The organism is Peribacillus sp. 05N428 (assembly GCF_056397085.1).
In genome coordinates, this window is the sequence record NZ_JBFTMS010000004.1 from 284110 (window position 1) to 301718 (window position 17609).

16 protein-coding genes are annotated in these 17609 nt (G+C 42.7%); 14 read left to right on the forward strand and 2 right to left on the reverse strand.

The window, feature by feature from the left end; genetic code table 11:
- Nucleotides 1-190 precede the first annotated feature (190 nt).
- From AC1DIV_RS06415 to AC1DIV_RS06455, 9 genes are all read left to right on the forward strand, one after another.
- Complete coding sequence (locus AC1DIV_RS06415) at nt 191-2092, forward strand: methylmalonyl-CoA mutase family protein (protein WP_477576010.1); 1902 nt, start codon at nt 191-193, stop codon at nt 2090-2092.
- A gap of 1 nt (nt 2093) precedes the next feature.
- On the forward strand, nt 2094-4286 hold the full coding sequence (scpA, locus tag AC1DIV_RS06420) for a methylmalonyl-CoA mutase (RefSeq protein ID WP_323598506.1): 2193 nt from the start codon (nt 2094-2096) through the stop codon (nt 4284-4286).
- Nucleotides 4286-5419, forward strand: a complete 1134-nt coding sequence (gene meaB, locus AC1DIV_RS06425; RefSeq protein ID WP_063594082.1) for a methylmalonyl Co-A mutase-associated GTPase MeaB — start codon at nt 4286-4288, stop codon at nt 5417-5419. The genes scpA and meaB overlap by 1 nt, the downstream gene beginning before the upstream one ends.
- A gap of 203 nt (nt 5420-5622) precedes the next feature.
- Nucleotides 5623-6060: a BrxA/BrxB family bacilliredoxin gene (locus tag AC1DIV_RS06430; RefSeq protein ID WP_034308239.1), complete on the forward strand. Its 438-nt coding sequence runs from the start codon at nt 5623-5625 to the stop codon at nt 6058-6060.
- A 599-nt stretch (nt 6061-6659) separates the two neighbouring features.
- A complete protein-coding gene (locus AC1DIV_RS06435) occupies nt 6660-7463 on the forward strand; it encodes a transporter substrate-binding domain-containing protein (RefSeq protein ID WP_477576029.1) in 804 nt (267 codons plus the stop codon).
- Nucleotides 7464-7583: 120 nt separating this feature from the next.
- Entirely contained in the window at nt 7584-8243 is a 660-nt protein-coding gene (locus tag AC1DIV_RS06440; protein ID WP_034311315.1) for an amino acid ABC transporter permease, read from the forward strand.
- A complete protein-coding gene (locus AC1DIV_RS06445; RefSeq protein WP_048678537.1) occupies nt 8236-8958 on the forward strand; it encodes an amino acid ABC transporter ATP-binding protein in 723 nt (240 codons plus the stop codon). Before AC1DIV_RS06440 ends, AC1DIV_RS06445 begins: the two co-directional genes overlap by 8 nt.
- Nucleotides 8959-9149: 191 nt before the next feature.
- Nucleotides 9150-10139, forward strand: coding sequence for an aromatic acid exporter family protein (locus tag AC1DIV_RS06450; RefSeq protein WP_048678535.1), 990 nt, complete (start codon nt 9150-9152; stop codon nt 10137-10139).
- A 30-nt stretch (nt 10140-10169) separates the two neighbouring features.
- Nucleotides 10170-10685 (forward strand): L,D-transpeptidase, encoded by a 516-nt coding sequence (locus AC1DIV_RS06455; protein ID WP_477576012.1) that lies wholly within the window; start codon nt 10170-10172, stop codon nt 10683-10685.
- 42 nt (nt 10686-10727) lie between these two features.
- Here AC1DIV_RS06455 and prli42 read toward each other — a convergent pair whose 3' ends face one another.
- Nucleotides 10728-10823, reverse strand: a complete 96-nt coding sequence (gene prli42 / locus AC1DIV_RS06460; RefSeq protein WP_152908319.1) for a stressosome-associated protein Prli42 — start codon at nt 10821-10823, stop codon at nt 10728-10730.
- A 167-nt stretch (nt 10824-10990) separates the two neighbouring features.
- Here prli42 and mce point away from each other — a divergent pair, with 167 nt between their 5' ends.
- The 5 genes from mce (at nt 10991) to gndA (ending at nt 17182) form a co-directional block, all read left to right on the forward strand.
- Complete coding sequence (gene mce / locus AC1DIV_RS06465) at nt 10991-11416, forward strand: methylmalonyl-CoA epimerase (RefSeq protein WP_072273208.1); 426 nt, start codon at nt 10991-10993, stop codon at nt 11414-11416.
- The gene (locus AC1DIV_RS06470; RefSeq protein ID WP_072273207.1) at nt 11413-12963 is read left to right on the forward strand and encodes an acyl-CoA carboxylase subunit beta; all 1551 of its coding nucleotides are present in this window, start codon (nt 11413-11415) and stop codon (nt 12961-12963) included. The genes mce and AC1DIV_RS06470 overlap by 4 nt, the downstream gene beginning before the upstream one ends.
- Nucleotides 12964-13157: 194 nt before the next feature.
- Nucleotides 13158-14279 carry a tripeptidase T gene (locus AC1DIV_RS06475; protein WP_048678525.1) on the forward strand — a complete coding sequence of 374 codons (1122 nt, stop codon included), beginning with the start codon at nt 13158-13160 and terminating at the stop codon, nt 14277-14279.
- 174 nt (nt 14280-14453) lie between these two features.
- On the forward strand, nt 14454-15728 hold the full coding sequence (locus AC1DIV_RS06480) for a DNA polymerase IV (protein ID WP_340876889.1): 1275 nt from the start codon (nt 14454-14456) through the stop codon (nt 15726-15728).
- A gap of 41 nt (nt 15729-15769) precedes the next feature.
- Nucleotides 15770-17182, forward strand: coding sequence for an NADP-dependent phosphogluconate dehydrogenase (gndA, locus tag AC1DIV_RS06485; protein WP_106026865.1), 1413 nt, complete (start codon nt 15770-15772; stop codon nt 17180-17182).
- A gap of 92 nt (nt 17183-17274) precedes the next feature.
- On the opposite strand, the gene AC1DIV_RS06490 is transcribed toward gndA, so the two are convergent.
- Entirely contained in the window at nt 17275-17448 is a 174-nt protein-coding gene (locus AC1DIV_RS06490; protein ID WP_034308217.1) for a hypothetical protein, read from the reverse strand.
- Nucleotides 17449-17609 lie beyond the last annotated feature (161 nt).

The following is a 17609-nucleotide window of genomic DNA, read 5'->3' on the forward strand; positions in this document are numbered from 1 at the left end:
CTGTACTTGATTTGAAGAGGCAAAATAGGCTAGTGGTTTCCCTAATAACAGGTTTGCTAATTTCTATTGTCTTAAACTTCAAGAAAATTATGGTAGAATGTTAGTATAATCCAGATCAAATTGACGGGAGGGTGGTTTTCTTATCCAAAACTGACTGAGCGTTCGTTCTCCCAATGGAGGAAAAGGGCGTATGAGGATAAGAAAGCGATTACAGATGGAACTGAAAGATGTAAAAAACATAACCTTTCCTAAGCCTTCTTATGAAGAGTGGAAAGAAGCTGCGGAAGCAAGTTTAAAAGGGAAAAGTGTAGAAAAGCTTAAAACGAATACATATGAGGGCATCGCTTTATATCCACTCTATACAGAAAAGGTGGAATCAACGGAAAAAGTAGCTGAATTGCCAGGATTTTTCCCTTTCACCCGAGGAACGTCCCCAACGGGATATCATGACAAACCTTGGCTTGTCGTTCAACCTGTAAGCGGTATCACGGCTGAAGAAGCAAATGAAAAGATGAGGGCTGCATTCAAGCGCGGTCAAAATGTCGTGGCATACCCTGCACGATTGCTTTCCGAGGGAGCAAGGGCTGAAACATTGTTTAAGGAAATACCATTAAAAGAAATGCCGGTTTTCATTGACCTTAAGGGGAAACAAAAAGAATTATTCCCTCAATTCAAAGCTGTTGCCGAAGCACAAAATACCCAATTGACAGGCGTCATTGCTGAAGATCCAATTGCAGAATGGCTCATTTGCGGTCAGATGCCAGAAGATACGGATAACTATTTTGCAGATTGGCTGAAGACGATCCAGGATTATCAGAAGGTAGGCAGTGATTTAAAAACAGTTTTGATTAATACGGCAGTCTACCATAATGGAGGAGCCAATGCCGTACAAGAAATAGCTTACGGATTATCGGCAGCCATCCAATATCTATTGGAAGGGCAAAAGCAAGGGCTTTCTATTGCTGCGGTTTCCGAAAAAATAGTATTCTCGTTTGCAGTGGATTCAAATTACTTCATGTCCATCGCTAAACTGAGGGCTGCCAGAAGGCTTTGGGCAGGTCTTGCAGAAGCTTTCGATACAGCATCGGACCATTTTAAAATGACGATACATGCCGTAACTTCCGAGTTGACAGAAACGCTATATGATCAGTACGTCAATATTCTTCGGACCACGAACCAAGCTTTTGCAGCAGCTATTGGAGGCATTCAATATCTTCAAATCCATCCATTTACACACGCAACAGGTGAAACCGATGAGTTTTCAGAAAGAATTGCCCGTAATACTCACTTGATTTTAAAAGAAGAAACAAATATTACAACAGTAGTCGATCCTGCTGGCGGTTCATGGTATGTTGAGCAACTAACGGATGAATTGGCTGAAAAGGCTTGGGTAAAATTCCTTGAAATCGATGCAGCTGGAGGGATTCTGGAGCTAATTAAACAAGGTACCCTTCAGAAAGAAATAGCTGAAGTTTTCCAAGGAAGAGTTCAAAATGCTGCTTTCAGAAAAGAAAGTATCATCGGAACGAATGTATATCCGAATCCCGCTGATAAGATTAAAACCACGACAAAGGATAAACATGTGTCATATATGAAAGTTGCGAAGCCGTTTGGCATTACCCCACTTGAATTGGAACGGGTATCCAGTCAGTTCGAACAGATAAGACTACGCAGTGAAAAGCTTAAAGGAATAAGCGGAACGGCTCCAACTATCGGTTTAATTAATTTGAAAAATCTCAAATCCTATAAACCTCGTGCAGATTTCGTTCAAAGTCTTGCGGCAGCAGGTGGTATCGAAACAATCGGCAGTAAGGGATGTCAAACCGTTGAGGAAGCAATCGATTATGTAGCTGCGACCAAGCTCCCAATCTATTGTCTTTGCGGCAGTGATGGTGACTATTCGGAATTAGCGCCAGTCATCATTAAAGAAATTAAAAAGCAATTCCCTGAAATCACTATTTATAGTGCCGGCAAGCAGCAAGAAGAATTGGAGATTACACTAAGAGAAGCCGGGGTCAAAGATTTTATCCATGTTAAAACGAATGCAATATCCATTTTACTTGAATTATTGCAGAAGCTAGGGGTGAACTGAAATGAAAAAACCGAATTTTTCTGCTATAAATCCTGCTAAGTCCGAGATGAAAGGTACAGTGGAAGCTTGGAAAAAGGAAGTCGAAAAAGCCGTTGGTAAAAACATTGAGGATCTTCTGTTTGAAACCAATGAACAAATAAAAATCAAACCGCTTTATGTTGAGGAAGATATTCGCGGCCTGGAACATATGGAAAGTGTGCCAGGCATCGCTCCTTTTACAAGGGGGCCCTATCCTTCGATGTATGTCAATCGTCCTTGGACGGTACGGCAGTATGCAGGTTTTTCGACTGCTGAGGAATCCAATGCGTTTTACAGACGTAATCTGGCGATGGGGCAAAAAGGGCTTTCAGTTGCTTTTGATTTAGCTACACACCGCGGTTATGACTCCGATCATCCACGCGTTGTCGGTGATGTGGGGAAGGCGGGAGTTGCCATTGATTCCATTCTTGACATGAAGATCCTGTTCGACGGCATTCCGCTTGATCAGATGTCCGTGTCAATGACAATGAACGGTGCAGTATTACCGATCCTTGCGTTTTATATCGTGACAGCTGAAGAACAAGGCGTAACACAGGATAAGCTTTCAGGCACGATTCAAAATGACATCTTAAAGGAATACATGGTTCGGAATACGTATATCTACCCGCCTGAAATGTCCATGAAAATCATAGCTGATATCTTTGAGTATACTTCCAAATATATGCCCAAGTTCAATTCCATTTCCATCTCCGGTTATCATCTGCAAGAAGCGGGGGCGCCGGCTGATATCGAACTTGCCTATACGTTGGCGGATGGGCTTGAGTATGCACGTACCGGAATGAAAGCAGGCATTGATATCGATAAATTTGCACCACGCCTGTCATTCTTCTGGGCTGTAGGAATGAACTATTTCATGGAAGTGGCGAAAATGCGGGCGGCTCGTTTCATTTGGTCAAAACTGATGAAACAATTCGAACCGAAAAATAATAAAGCGATGGCATTGAGGACTCATTCCCAAACCTCCGGCTGGAGCCTTTCCGAGCAGGATCCGTTTAACAATGTCGCAAGGACCCTTATCGAAGCGCATGCTGCTGCACTTGGACATACACAGTCGCTCCATACTAATGCATTGGATGAGGCCATTGCCCTGCCAACGGATTTCTCGGCACGTATTGCACGTAATACACAGCTCTATCTGCAGGAGGAAACCGGGATCACAAAAGTAATCGATCCATGGGCGGGTTCTTACTATGTAGAATCGCTCACTAGTGAATTGATCGAACGGGCTTGGGCTCACATAGAAGAAATCGAAGGTCTGGGAGGAATGGCGAAGGCAATTGAAACCGGCCTTCCAAAAATGAGGATCGAGGAAGCCGCTGCAAAGCGTCAGGCAAAAATCGATTCTCAAGATGAAACGATCGTAGGCGTCAATAAGTATCGGTTGAAAAAAGAAGATCCGATTGAAATACTGGAGATCGACAATACAGCAGTTCGCGAAAGTCAGCTTAAGCGTTTGAGCGAATTAAAAGCCAAACGTGATCAGGCAAAGGTGGATGAAGCTCTTCAAGCACTTTCAATGGCTGCCAGAACTGGCGAGGGTAACCTTCTTGAACTGGCTGTGCAAGCAGCAAGAGTACGGGCTTCATTAGGTGAAATCTCGGATGCGATCGAAGAGGTGGCTGGACGTCACAAAGCAACGATCCGTTCTATCAGCGGCGTATACAGCTCGGCATACTCAAAAGAAGCGGAAATTGAGGAAGTCGTCCGCATGACGGAAGAATTCCTTGAAAATGAAGGAAGAAGACCGCGTTTGTTAATGGCTAAAATGGGTCAGGACGGTCATGATCGCGGAGCTAAAGTAGTCGGAACGGGGTTTGCGGATTTAGGTTATGATGTCGATATCGGTCCATTATTCCAAACACCGAAAGAAACCGCCATCCAGGCCGTGGAAAATGATGTGCATGTAGTCGGAATGAGTTCGCTTGCTGCCGGCCATAAAACATTGTTGCCGCAGCTTATGACGGAACTGAAGAACTTGGGACGAGAGGACATCATAGTGATCGTAGGCGGCGTCATCCCTGCGCAGGATTATGAATATCTTATGGAAAATGGCGCTACAGCCATTTTTGGACCTGGAACGGTCATTCCGCAGGCAGCAAAGAAAGTGCTTCAGGAAATATACAATCGCCTCGGATATGAGGAAGTGGCCCAATAATGAGTGAAGACAAAAAGCCGGAATGGGTCGATCTTAACAATCAGGAAGGTTTTGCTTCTTCATTAAAGCCAGGTGTGGAATTAGCAGCCAGCCAAAACAAACCTTCAAAAAGCAAATTCGTCAAAAAACATAATGTAAACATACCGGTCCATGAACTTAAAGAGGGAATCATAAAAGGGGACAGGGCCAAGCTAGCCAAAGGGATTACATTGGTTGAAAGCAATGCATCCCATCATTTGGATCATGCACAGGAATTATTGCATAGTATCCTTCCTCATACAGGGAACTCAATGCGCATCGGGATTTCCGGAGTGCCCGGTGCCGGGAAAAGTACCTTCATCGAGACGTTCGGAACCTACTTATGTGACAGGGGCCATAAGGTAGCCGTTCTAGCCGTCGATCCAAGCTCTTCGGTCAATGGCGGAAGTATACTGGGCGATAAGACAAGGATGGAGGAACTGGCTAGAAACCCCCATGCCTTCATAAGACCCTCACCATCCGAAGGAACTCTGGGCGGGGTTCACCGCAAAACGAGGGAAACGATGTTGCTTTGTGAAGCTGCAGGATTTGATGTGATACTGATAGAAACTGTCGGGGTCGGTCAGAGTGAAGCTATAGTTCGAAGTATGGTCGACTTCTTCATGCTCCTTGTCCTAACGGGTGCCGGAGATGAATTGCAAGGGATGAAAAAAGGGATTCTGGAACTTGTGGACGGAATTGTTGTCAATAAGGCCGACGGCGAGAACCTCCCCCTGGCGATTAGGACGAAATCCGAATATAGCAGAATCCTGCACTTCCTTCAGCCAGCCACAAAGGGTTGGGCAGGAAAGGCATATACTTGTTCCGCCATAACCGGTAAAGGAATTCCTGAACTTTGGGATGTATTGAATGAATTTTCCCATATGACCAAGGAATCGGGTGTTTTTCAAGAACGGAGAAGAATGCAATCTAGGGAATGGCTTTATTCATTGATCGATCACCAGCTTAAAACGATGTTTTATAAAAATGAAACCGTCAAGAGTCTTCTCCCTATACTCGAGAATCAAGTGATGTCAGGGAATAAAACGGTCACTGCTGCTGTTAAGCAGGCCTTTCAATCTTTTGCCGAAACATTTAAGTCTAATGAAAAATAAATGGGATGGGGCAGGCATGGATCATCTCCCACGCCTGCCCCATCCTTTTGTAAGTCTTGTTGTTACACACATGATTCCCGCTCCCCTTTCGTTTTAAACATGTTCGGAACGGATTATGCGGTTTTAACAGGTAAATTTATTGAATCACGAAGAGGCAATTGTTATGATAGGATTGAAGAGAAAACTTGGAAGGAGCAAATGCCATGAATATGGATTTTAATTTTTTAATGAACGACGTAGTCAAACAGGCTCGCGATGAGATTAAGACTGCTGGATATACAGAACTGACCACTCCCGAAGAAGTAGAGGAAGTATTTGCACAAAAAGGAACGACACTTGTTATGGTAAACTCCGTTTGTGGCTGTGCTGGGGGAATAGCTAGACCTGCAGCTGCTCATGCAATCCATAATGATAAACGCCCAGATCAGCTTGTAACCGTTTTTGCTGGGCAAGATAAAGAGGCGACGGAAAAAGCCCGTGATTATTTCGAAGGATATCCGCCGTCATCCCCATCATTTGCATTGCTGAAAGATGGAAAAATCATCACCATGATAGAACGCCATGAAATTGAAGGGCACCACCCGATGTCTGTAGTAGAAAAATTACAAGACTACTTCGATCAATATTGCGAAGAAGTTTAATCCATATCGATAACCTAAAAACCCGCCCGATCGGCGGGTTTTAGTTTGTCGACAAAAAGAGGTTCGGAATGGTCTCATCCGAACCATGATCTTAGAACAAGACTAGAATTTCAAATGTGGTTTTTACTTTAAATCATAATTGGATTGCAGCGATTACGAAACCCCTCCAGGATAATTGGCTTTTAAGCCCTTGCTTTAATGAGGCATGGCAGACAGTCGGCGGAAAGGGAGCGGATTTCTGGAATCAACAGAAATAAGAAAAAAACTATATGAAAACTGGCTTTTGTTCGAATTTTGTCTACAGTCTGAACCCACCCAATCGGTGTTTTTTTTATTCATGAAATTGCATAAGTCAGGAACTTTTGGGAAAAAAGATAGATATGGAAGCGGATATATTACCTTTGGTGAGAAAGCACGAAGCCCAAATGTAAAATTATGATAATATTCTGAAAAATGAATCTATTATTTACGTTATTGAATAATTATTAGAGTGTGTTAAAATACACATTAGTGTATGAATATTAGTTATTCGAAATTTAACTAACCTAATTTAATAACAAGAGAATTGAAAATATCATTTTGGAGGAATAATAATGAAGTTGAAAAAGCAGTTAGCATTGTTGCTTACTTCTATTTTATTAGTAGGTATTTTAGCGGCATGCGGAACATCAGAGAAAGAAGATAAGAACACAGCTGACAATGAAGACAAAAAGGTCCTGGTAATGGGAACATCTGCGGATTATCCGCCATTTGAATTTGTTGAAACATCTAAAAGTGATGAAATCCAAGGATTTGACATTGATATCGCTAAAGCAATCGGAAAAAAATTAGGTTATGAGGTCGAAGTGAAGGACATTGACTTTAATAGTCTTGTGCCTGCCCTGGAAAATAAATCGGTCGATTTCGTTATCTCCGGAATGACTCCAACAGAAAAACGTGAGCAATCAGTCGATTTCAGTGATATTTACTATACAGCTAAAAACATGATCATCACGACAAAGAACAGTAAAATCAAAACTGTTGAAGATTTAAAAGGGAAAACGGTTGGCGTACAGCTTGCATCCATCCAGGAGACATTGGCAAATGACTTGAATAAATCCCAAGATATCGGGATGAAAGTTGAAAAACGGAATCGTATTCCTGAGGTTGTTCAAGAAATGTCAACAGGACGTTTTGACGCCGTGATCATGGAAGATACTGTTGCAAAAGGCTACTTGAAAGATAATAAAGAATTGGTTGGCCATTTGATCAAGTCTGGTGATCAAGATGCCGGTTCGGCAATCGCTTTCCAAAAAGGAAGCAAGTTAACTGAAGAATTCAATGCCGAGTTGAAAAAAATGATGGAAAATGGTGAAATGGAAAAATTAATACTAAAATGGTTCGGTGGCAGTGAAACTGAATAAAACAGAGAGATGAAAAGCGTTCAGAATGCCTTCTGAACGTTTTTCCGCGCTTTATTGTTAATAAAATGAAGCAGGAGGAAGGCCCAAAGATAACGGCCTTCATAAGAGAGGATGAATGGAGTGAATCTGGAATTTGAAAGGATTATGCCTTCCCTTCCATATATCCTGGAGGGAATACCGACTACATTAAAGGTTGTAGCGGTAGCGGCAGTAATCGGATTTGTTTTGGGAATATTATTATCTATACTTAAAATCAGCAGAATCAAGCCATTGAATTGGATTGCTGACTTTTATACATCCATTTTTCGCGGTACCCCTTTGGTGCTGCAATTAATGCTGATTTATTTTGGTTCACCACAAATATTAGGGATTCAAATCGAAGCGTTCCAAGCAGCATTTTTAGCATTCGGGCTAAATTCAGCTGCCTATATCTCTGAAATTATCAGGGGAGGCATTTTAGCGGTCGATAAAGGCCAACGAGAGGCTGCACTTGCACTTGGGGTTCCCTATTCAGGGATGATGCTTAATATTATCCTTCCGCAGGCCATCAAGAACATCCTGCCATCCCTTGTTAACGAATTGATTTCCTTAACGAAGGAATCAGCCGTTGTCACAATTATTGGATTAGGGGATATCATGCGCCGTGCTTATATTGTCGGCGGTGAGACATATAAATTCTTCGAGCCGATTTTATTTGCCGGTCTCATTTATTATGTGATGGTCATGATTCTCACCATCTTAGGCAAAGTGATTGAAAGGAGAATGAGACGCAGTGATTAAAATTGATGGACTTAAAAAAAATTATGGTAAGCTCGAAGTTTTAAAAGGAATCAGCACCGAGATAGGACAGGGTGAAGTGGTAGCGATCATCGGTCCATCCGGTTCGGGAAAATCAACTTTCTTGCGCTGCATCAATATGCTTGAAACTCCAACTGATGGTCAAATCAGGTTTAAAGATCAAATCATCACTGAAAAAAAGACCAATATCATGAAAGTGCGTGAAAATGTCGGAATGGTATTTCAACATTTCCATTTATTTCCTCATAAAACCGTACTGGAGAATTTGATATATGCACCTATGAAGGTGAAAAAATTATCAAAGGCCGAGGCTGTAAAACAAGCTCGTGAGCTCTTGACTAAAGTCGGTTTGGCCGATAAAGAATCGACTTATCCGAATCGTCTGTCAGGCGGACAAAAACAAAGGGTCGCGATTGCACGGGCATTGGCAATGAACCCGGAAGTAATGCTTTTCGATGAGCCGACTTCAGCGCTTGACCCCGAGATGGTAAAAGAAGTGCTCGAGGTTATGAAGTCACTGGCACATACGGGGATGACCATGCTGATTGTAACGCATGAAATGGGCTTCGCCAAAGAAGTGGCCGATCGAGTACTATTCCTGGACGGGGGTCTGCTCGTTGAGGAAAGTGCTCCGGAAGATTTCTTTTCCAATCCGAAAAGCCAGCGTGCAAAAGACTTCTTGGAAAAAGTTTTATAAGCTAAAGCAAATAGTATATAATTGTGAAAAAAGGTAACGTTTAGTTACCTTTTTTTATTTTTTTCCTATAATGTATTTTTGCGTGCATGTATTTAGAAAAATTGGAAATTTAACTCGCAAAGGACTGTAAAAATATCTGATTTCCTGATAGTATTATAATAGATAGAGAAAGAGCCAGGTGATACATAACAATGTTTAAAATCGGATACAGGACGATTAAAACTGCTTTGGGGGCCACCCTGGCAATTATTATTGCACAAATGCTTAATCTCGAATATTTCTCTGCCGCGGGAATCATTGCGATCTTATGCATCCAAGTTACAAAAAAGAAGTCGGTGTATGCCTCCTGGCACCGGTTTTTAGCTTGTTTGATTGCAATGGCCTATGCATCCCTATTATTTCAGTTCATCGCATTTCATCCGCTGATAATAGGTTTGATTCTCTTGATTTTCATTCCAACGACAGTGGCCTTGAAGATTAATGAGGGGATCGTGACGAGCAGCGTCATCATCATGCACCTATACGGGTCCGGTAACATCACTTTTTCCCTGCTGATCAATGAAACGATATTAATTGCAGTTGGAGTTGGAGTGGCACTTGTCATGAATCTGTACATGCCCAGTGTCGATGACAAACTGCTGGCCTATCAGGAAAATATCGAAACGAACTTCAGTGCGATCTTGATGGGAATTGTCCGCTATTTGAGGGATAATGATCACACATGGGATGGTAAGGAAATCACCGAAACAGCCAATCTACTTAATCAAGCCAAGAGCCTTGCCTTCAGGGACGTGGAAAATCATTTCTTAAGGGAAGAAGACCTGTATTACCATTATTTCAAAATGCGTGAAAAGCAATTTGAAATAATTGAACGAATTCTTCCCCTGGTCACGAATATTCCGTTGGTCGTCAAGCAAAGTGGGATAGTGGCAGATTTTATAGAAGATTTGGCAGAAAACGTCCACCCACAAAATACGGCCATCCTTTATCTGAAGAAGCTTGAAGAAATGGAGATTCATTTTAGGGGAATGGCACTGCCGCAGACACGTGAAGAGTTCGAATCCAGGGCTGCATTACTGCAGCTCATGAAGGAAATGGAGCGCTATTTATTGTTGAAGCATTCCTTCAAGGGATTACCCAAGCTGACCGGCAACCGAATGAAAAAGAGGCACTTGGCTTAAACTAAGCAAAAAAGTAAAGGAATGATACAAATGAAATGGATCCTTTCTTTGTTGCTTATGCTATCTTTGTGGCCGTTACAGGTACAGGCCCAGCCTCAACCGGTTAAGCCTGGCGATCCGTTTATCATCATCAATAAAGCCAACAATAAATTGGCGTTCATTGATGATAACGAGGTCAAGGAGATTCTGCCGGTCGGTACGGGAATGAGTCAGGAACTGACACCTGAAGGGATATTCACGGTCAAAGTAAAAGCGGTCAATCCATATTACCGGAAAAAGAATATTCCTGGCGGTGATCCCAGGAACCCTTTGGGGTCGCGGTGGATTGGCTTCGATGCACGAAATACCGATGGGAGGATATACGGCATACATGGTACGAATCAGCCATCATCGATTGGTGAATATATTTCAAATGGCTGTGTACGGATGCATAAATCCGATGTGGAGCGTTTGTACGAAAAAGTCCCCATCGGCACTAAGGTGTTAATCGCCCTATCGAACGAGGATTTCAAAACGCTGGCTAAGAAAAACGGAGCGATAAAATAAAGAGAGGGAAGCTTTTTGCTCCCCTCCCCATTACGGTGTCTATTACATAAGAAATGCGATACCTGATAATAAGCTCGTTAATAACATTGAGATAAGCATTAAATACACGACGATCTTTCTGATTTTCTTGTTTCCCATATGCTCTCTCCCTCAATACAGTTTGATTGATTTTATTTTAACTTGAACATTTAGTAGAAACAAGTAAAAGTATAATGTTCATATTATTCCGAATCTTAAAAGGCTTTAATGCAAGATTAGTAGTATTTTAATGGAGTCATCCAATAATACATAGCATGGGGGTTTTTATGATGATTAAAAATATCGATCATATCGGTATTGCCGTCAAGTCACTAGATGAAGCCTTGCCGCTTTACACGGAAACGTTGAAATTGAAACTTGAAGGAATCGAGACAGTGGAGAGCCAAGGAGTGAAAGTGGCCTTCATCCTGGCAGGCAATACCCGTTTGGAATTGTTGGAAGCGTTGTCACCTGCAAGCCCAATCGCCAAATTCATCGAAAAACGCGGTGAAGGGATTCATCATGTGGCACTTGGCGTCGAAGACATCGAAGATAGAATAAAAGAAATCAAAGAAGCTGGATTGCGCATGATTGATGATTCATCAAGAAAGGGAGCGCACAATGCGGATGTTGCTTTCGTTCATCCGAAGTCTACCGCGGGAGTATTATATGAGCTTTGTGAACAAGCATTATCAAAGGAGGAGCAGAAATGACAGACATTTATGATACGATCAATGACCTATATGACAGACGCCGCAAAGTGGAAATGGGCGGCGGTGAAGAAAGAATCGATAAGCAGCATGATAAGGGCAAACTTACGGCAAGGGAAAGAATTGAACTTCTAGTTGATCCAGGTACTTTCATCGAGCTTAATCCTTTTATCAAACACCGTAATACCAATTTCGGCATGGAAAAGGAAGAAGGGCCGGGAGAAGGGGTTGTCACCGGTTACGGAAAGGTCAACGGTCGCGACATTTATCTGTTTTCACAGGATTTTACTGTTTTTGGCGGTGCACTCGGTGAAATGCATGCTCTGAAAATTGCCAATGTTATGGATTTGGCAGCGGAAAATGGAGCCCCTTTCATAGGTTTGAACGATTCTGGTGGGGCGCGTATTCAAGAAGGCGTAGTTTCGCTTGACGGATATGGCCAAATATTTTACCGGAATTCCATATATTCAGGGGTCATTCCACAGATTTCGGTTATTATGGGACCTTGTGCAGGCGGAGCCGTATATTCCCCAGCCATTACCGACTTTGTCTTCATGGTTGAAAAAACGAGCCAAATGTTCATAACAGGTCCTAAAGTCATTGAAACGGTTACAGGTGAAAAGATTTCATCCGAAGGATTGGGCGGAGCGACTGTACATAATACCATCAGCGGTAATGCCCATTTCAAAGGAGCATCTGAGGAGCAAGTTTTGGCTGACGTTAGACGGCTCCTGAGCTATCTTCCACAAAATAATGAAGAGAAGCCGCCGGTTTTGGAAGCGGATGAGGGAGATGACTACCGGCCGGACTTAACGGATGTAGTTCCTTATGAAGGCATCCGCCCATATGATGTTCGGAAAGTGTTGGAGCAGGTTGTCGATGAGGATTCCTTTATGGAAGTGCAAGAGGGCTTTGCGAAAAACATAGTGGTCGGCTTGGCACGGATCAAAGGGAAATCAGTGGGGCTTGTCTGTAATCAGCCAAAGGTGTTGGCAGGGGGACTTGATATAGATTCATCAGATAAAGCTGCCCGTTTTATTCGTTTTTGTGACTCGTTTAACATTCCGCTTATTACGTTTGAAGACGTTTCAGGGTTTTTCCCCGGCGTTAAACAAGAACATGGCGGAATCATTCGCCACGGTGCAAAGCTGCTATATGCTTATTCGGAAGCAACAGTACCTAAATTGACGATCATTCTGCGAAAAGCATACGGAGGAGCTTATGTGGCTCTTAATAGTAAATCCATCGGTGCGGATCTTACATTTGCATGGCCGAATGCTGAAATCGCTGTAATGGGTTCTGCTGGAGCGGCAAATATCATTTTTGCCCGTGAAATTCAAAATAGCCAGGATCCGGAAGCGACACGAGCGGCTAAAATTGAAGAATACCGTGAGAAGTTCGCCAATCCATATGTTGCCGCAAGTCTTGGAATGGTGGATGATGTTATCGATCCCCGTGAAACCAGGATTAAGATCATTCAATCTCTTGATATGCTACGCAACAAAAAAGAAACTCGACCATGGAAAAAACACGGAAATATCCCATTGTGATCAAACTTTGCAAGGAGCCCAAACTTATCTGTTTTGGGCTCTTTTCCATATGGGGCCAAGATATCATTTTGAAATAAGTCATCCATCATTCACTTTTTAAAACGGTCTTTAGGATAAGCATGCCACATTATTTGCCGGGGTGCCGCTTTTAGAAGTATAATTGAAGAGGAAAACTTTTTTGGAGGTTTTATTTTATGATTAATGAAGAACGTTTAGTTAATGAATTTATGGAATTGGTGCAGATCGATTCCGAAACGAAAAATGAAGCAGCCATCGCCAAAGTGCTAAAGGAAAAATTCGGGGCACTAGGTGTAGAAGTTTTTGAAGATGATACAACAGCAGTCACCGGTCATGGTGCAGGGAATTTAGTATGTACTTTAAAAGGAACGAAAGAAGGCGTAGATACCATTTATTTCACCTCCCATATGGATACGGTTGTACCGGGTAATGGAATCAAGCCTTCCATCAAAGATGGATACATAGTGTCAGACGGAACGACCATTTTAGGGGCGGATGACAAAGCTGGATTAGCGGTCATGTTAGAAACGCTTAAAGTGTTGAAAGAACAGAATATCGAACATGGTACGATCGAATTCATCATTACAGTCGGTGAAGAATCTGGCTTGGTAGGGGCAAAGGCATTGGATCGCTCCCTTGTAACGGCTAAATTCGGTTTTGCACTTGATAGTGATGGAAAAGTGGGCAATGTGGTTGTTGCTGCACCTACTCAAGCGAAAGTGTCCGCAACCATTTTAGGCAAGACTGCTCACGCTGGTGTCGCTCCAGAGAAAGGCGTTTCGGCCATTACGATCGCTGCCAAAGCAATCTCTAGAATGCCATTAGGCAGAATCGACGAGGAAACGACAGCCAATATCGGACGTTTCCAGGGGGGACAGCAAACCAATATTGTTTGTGACCATGTTGAAATCCTTGCAGAAGCAAGATCCTTGATCCCTGAAAAAATGGAAATACAGGTAGCGAAAATGAAAGAGGCTTTTGAGACTGCAGCCATTGAAATGGGCGGACGTGCTGAAGTTGAAGTTACCGTCATGTATCCTGGTTTTAAATATGGTGCTGGTGACCATGTTGTCGAAATCGCAAGAAAGGCAGCAGAGAAAATCGGCCGTCCATGCGAGCTGGTTAAAAGCGGCGGTGGAAGCGATGCAAATGTCATTGCAGGCTTTGGCATCCCTACTGTCAATCTCGCAGTGGGCTATGAAGATATCCATACTACGAATGAAAGAATTCCAGTTGAGGAATTAACGAAGCTAGCTGAAATGGTCATCACTATCATCAAAGAAGTTTCAGGGGAATAATCACCCATAATAGGTCAAGATGTTCAAAGTATTGAAGGAATATATGTACAGTCATCAATGACATGATGGCTGTTTTTCTTGGAGTGGAAGCATCTTTCACCGTGGTTACCAAAGATAAATAGGGGTACTTTAATAGAAATGTTTTTTATTTTTACAAGGATGTGACGGTCAAGCATGAAGGACATGTATCCCAAAAATGGCAGGGTCATTCTCCATGTAGACATGAATAGTTTCTATGCTTCAGTGGAAATGTCATATGATGTTTCATTGAAAGGCAAACCGCTTGCCATTGCAGGGAATGTTGAAGAGAGAAGGGGCATAATCGTCACCTGCAGCTATGAGGCGAGGAAGTTCGGGGTTAAAACGACCATGCCGATTTGGCAGGCGAAAAAATTATGTCCTCAATTAGTCATTCAGAAACCGAATTTCGAGCGCTATCGAAAGGCATCACTGGCTATTTTCGATGTTTTGAGGCAATATACAGAGATGGTTGAACCGGTTTCGATTGATGAGGGGTATCTGGATATCAGTGAATGCGCCGAATTGGGTTCGCCTTTAGATATAGCCAATAGCATTCAGGAAAGAATTTTTCATACGATGGATCTCCCTTGCAGTATCGGGATTGCCCCTAATAAATTTTTGGCCAAAACGGCTTCTGATATGAAGAAACCTATGGGTATCACCGTGTTAAGGAAACGGGACATTCCGGAAAAGCTCTGGCCTTTACAAGTGGGCGAAATGCATGGCATCGGGGAAAAGACATCGGAAAAGCTTCAAACTATCGGGATAATGACGATCAGGGACCTTGCACACACCAATGATAGTCAACTTAAACAGCTTCTTGGGATCAATGGCATCCGTTTGAAGGATAGGGCTAATGGAATTGACCCAAGGGTAGTGGATCCCGAAGCGATTTTTGAGCATAAGAGCATCGGGAACTCGACAACACTTCCGCATGACTCCGCTAATCAAAAAGAATTGATCGGTGTATTGGAAAAGCTTTCCGGGAAAGTTGCCGTCCGCTTGAGAAGTAAACGCCTCCTTGGTCAAAAAATAGGTGTGACGATCCGTTACAAAGACCGCCGGACAATTACGAGAAGCAGAACGGTTCCTAATCCAGTTTTTGAAAAAAAGGATATTTTGGATGAAGCTATCGATCTCTTCATGAAAAATTGGAATGGGGAAGGAATCAGGCTTCTTGGTGTCACAGCCTATGATGTCATCGAAAAAGAGTCGGCCTTCAAGCAACTGGATATTTTCTCCTTTCAAGAGGATGCAGAAAAAGAACCTCTGTATGATGCGATGGAACACTTGCAAAATAAGTACGGAGAAAATATTATTAAAAAGGGATTACCCTTGAAAAACCGTTCAATAGGAACAGACACTAGCTTCAGTAAAGATTTCTTTGAGCAATCCAGGAGGAATGATCCTTCTTTTGACAAAGAATAGCGTACAAGCTGTGTAAAGATAGAGAGAAGGGATGATGAATCATGACAAAACAGCAGATTGGCGTTATCGGACTAGCCGTAATGGGCAAGAACCTTGCATTTAATATTGAAAGCAGGGGATATTCAATTTCCGTATATAATCGCTCAGGATCAAAAACGGACGAGATGATGAAGGAAGCGGAAGGCAAAAACGTAACAGCCGCTTATACGCTTGAAGAATTCGTCAATTCTTTGGAAACACCACGCAAAATTTTATTGATGGTTAAAGCCGGAGCGGCAACTGATGCAACAATCGAGCAATTAAAACCGTTGCTTGAAAAAGGTGATATCGTTATTGATGGAGGGAATACCTTCTTCAAGGACACTCAGCGCCGCAATGAGGAGTTAAGCAAGCTTGGCATCCATTTCATCGGTACAGGCGTGTCAGGGGGGGAAGAAGGAGCTCTAACAGGTCCTTCCATCATGCCTGGAGGTCAAAAGGAAGCATATGAACTTGTTGCACCGATTTTGAAGGATATTTCAGCTAAGGTCGATGGTGATGCTTGCTGCACGTATATCGGACCGGATGGGGCAGGTCATTATGTTAAAATGGTACATAATGGTATTGAATACGGGGACATGCAATTGATTTCCGAATCTTATTTCCTTCTGAAAAATCTCCTTGGACTATCTGCTGAAGAATTCCATGAAGTCTTTACTGAATGGAATGAAGGGGAACTTGATAGCTATTTAATTGAAATTACTGCTGATATTTTCAAAAAATATGATGAAGAAACCGGCAAGCCGATGGTCGATGTCATTTTGGATAAAGCTGGCCAAAAAGGTACAGGTAAATGGACAAGTCAAAGTGCGCTTGATCTTGGTGTTCCGCTTCCAATCATTACGGAATCCGTGTTTGCCCGGTTTATTTCAGCAATCAAGGACGAGCGTGTCGAAGCGAGTAAAATCCTTCGTGGTCCAAAAACCGATTCATTTACAGGCGACAAAAAAGCTTTGATTGAAAGTATCCGAAAAGCACTTTATATGAGCAAAATCTGTTCATATGCACAAGGATTTGCACAAATGAAAGCAGCATCAGAAGAAAATGGCTGGAACTTGCAATATGGGGAAATCGCGATGATTTTCCGTGGCGGCTGTATCATTCGTGCACAATTCCTCCAAAAAATCAAGGAAGCGTACGATCGTGAAGCGAACTTGAACAATCTTCTTCTAGATCCTTACTTCCAAGGGATCGTCGAAAGCTACCAAGGAGCTTTACGTGAGGTAGTATCAACGGCTGTGATGAACGGAATCCCGGTTCCTTGCTTGTCATCGGCACTTGCCTATTTCGACAGCTATCGTACAGAAACACTGCCAGCTAACCTGATTCAAGCTCAGCGTGACTATTTTGGAGCTCATACTTACCAACGCATTGATAAAGAAGGAACGTTCCATACCGAATGGATGGAAAAATAAAAAGTTCAAGCCGGCTTAGAAGGGGATCCCCTTTAAGCCGGCTTTTTTGTTTCATCATAAAAAAAGGGGGCGCTTGGCGCCCCCTTTTATTACTATCTCCGATGCTCTACAAGGTCAATGACCCCTAATACAACATGTGCCAAACCGAAACCAAAAACCGTATTAGCTACCATTTTGTTTGAACCCCGGGTCTGCTTCATTGCATAACCCGCAGCTGTCACGGCTGTGCCCAACGCTGTTGGAATTAATCCTTCACGAATGTCCATCGTTTAATCCCTCCACATCGAAGTTAGCGGTACTGTCACTAAGCACCTTTTTTAGTGTATCCTCAGCAAAGGCTTACCATTCTTTTTAGAAAAGGGTAAAAATGGTAAAGATGAACTAGTTGTAAATAGTTCCAATTAATTTACCTTTTTTAGGGAAAACG

Bases quoted from the DNA above. Each gene is read 5' to 3' on its own strand.
- gndA (WP_106026865.1), top strand. From the start codon at position 15,770: ATGACAAAACAGCAGATTGGCGTTATCGGACTAGCCGTAATGGGCAAG.
- AC1DIV_RS06450 (WP_048678535.1), top strand. From the start codon at position 9,150: ATGTTTAAAATCGGATACAGGACGATTAAAACTGCTTTGGGGGCCACC.
- AC1DIV_RS06415 (WP_477576010.1), top strand. From the start codon at position 191: ATGAGGATAAGAAAGCGATTACAGATGGAACTGAAAGATGTAAAAAAC.
- mce (WP_072273208.1), top strand. From the start codon at position 10,991: ATGATGATTAAAAATATCGATCATATCGGTATTGCCGTCAAGTCACTA.
- meaB (WP_063594082.1), top strand. From the start codon at position 4,286: ATGAGTGAAGACAAAAAGCCGGAATGGGTCGATCTTAACAATCAGGAA.
- scpA (WP_323598506.1), top strand. From the start codon at position 2,094: ATGAAAAAACCGAATTTTTCTGCTATAAATCCTGCTAAGTCCGAGATG.
- AC1DIV_RS06490 (WP_034308217.1), bottom strand. From the start codon at position 17,448: ATGGACATTCGTGAAGGATTAATTCCAACAGCGTTGGGCACAGCCGTG.
- prli42 (WP_152908319.1), bottom strand. From the start codon at position 10,823: ATGGGAAACAAGAAAATCAGAAAGATCGTCGTGTATTTAATGCTTATC.
- AC1DIV_RS06455 (WP_477576012.1), top strand. From the start codon at position 10,170: ATGAAATGGATCCTTTCTTTGTTGCTTATGCTATCTTTGTGGCCGTTA.
- AC1DIV_RS06475 (WP_048678525.1), top strand. From the start codon at position 13,158: ATGATTAATGAAGAACGTTTAGTTAATGAATTTATGGAATTGGTGCAG.
- AC1DIV_RS06470 (WP_072273207.1), top strand. From the start codon at position 11,413: ATGACAGACATTTATGATACGATCAATGACCTATATGACAGACGCCGC.
- AC1DIV_RS06430 (WP_034308239.1), top strand. From the start codon at position 5,623: ATGAATATGGATTTTAATTTTTTAATGAACGACGTAGTCAAACAGGCT.
- AC1DIV_RS06480 (WP_340876889.1), top strand. From the start codon at position 14,454: ATGAAGGACATGTATCCCAAAAATGGCAGGGTCATTCTCCATGTAGAC.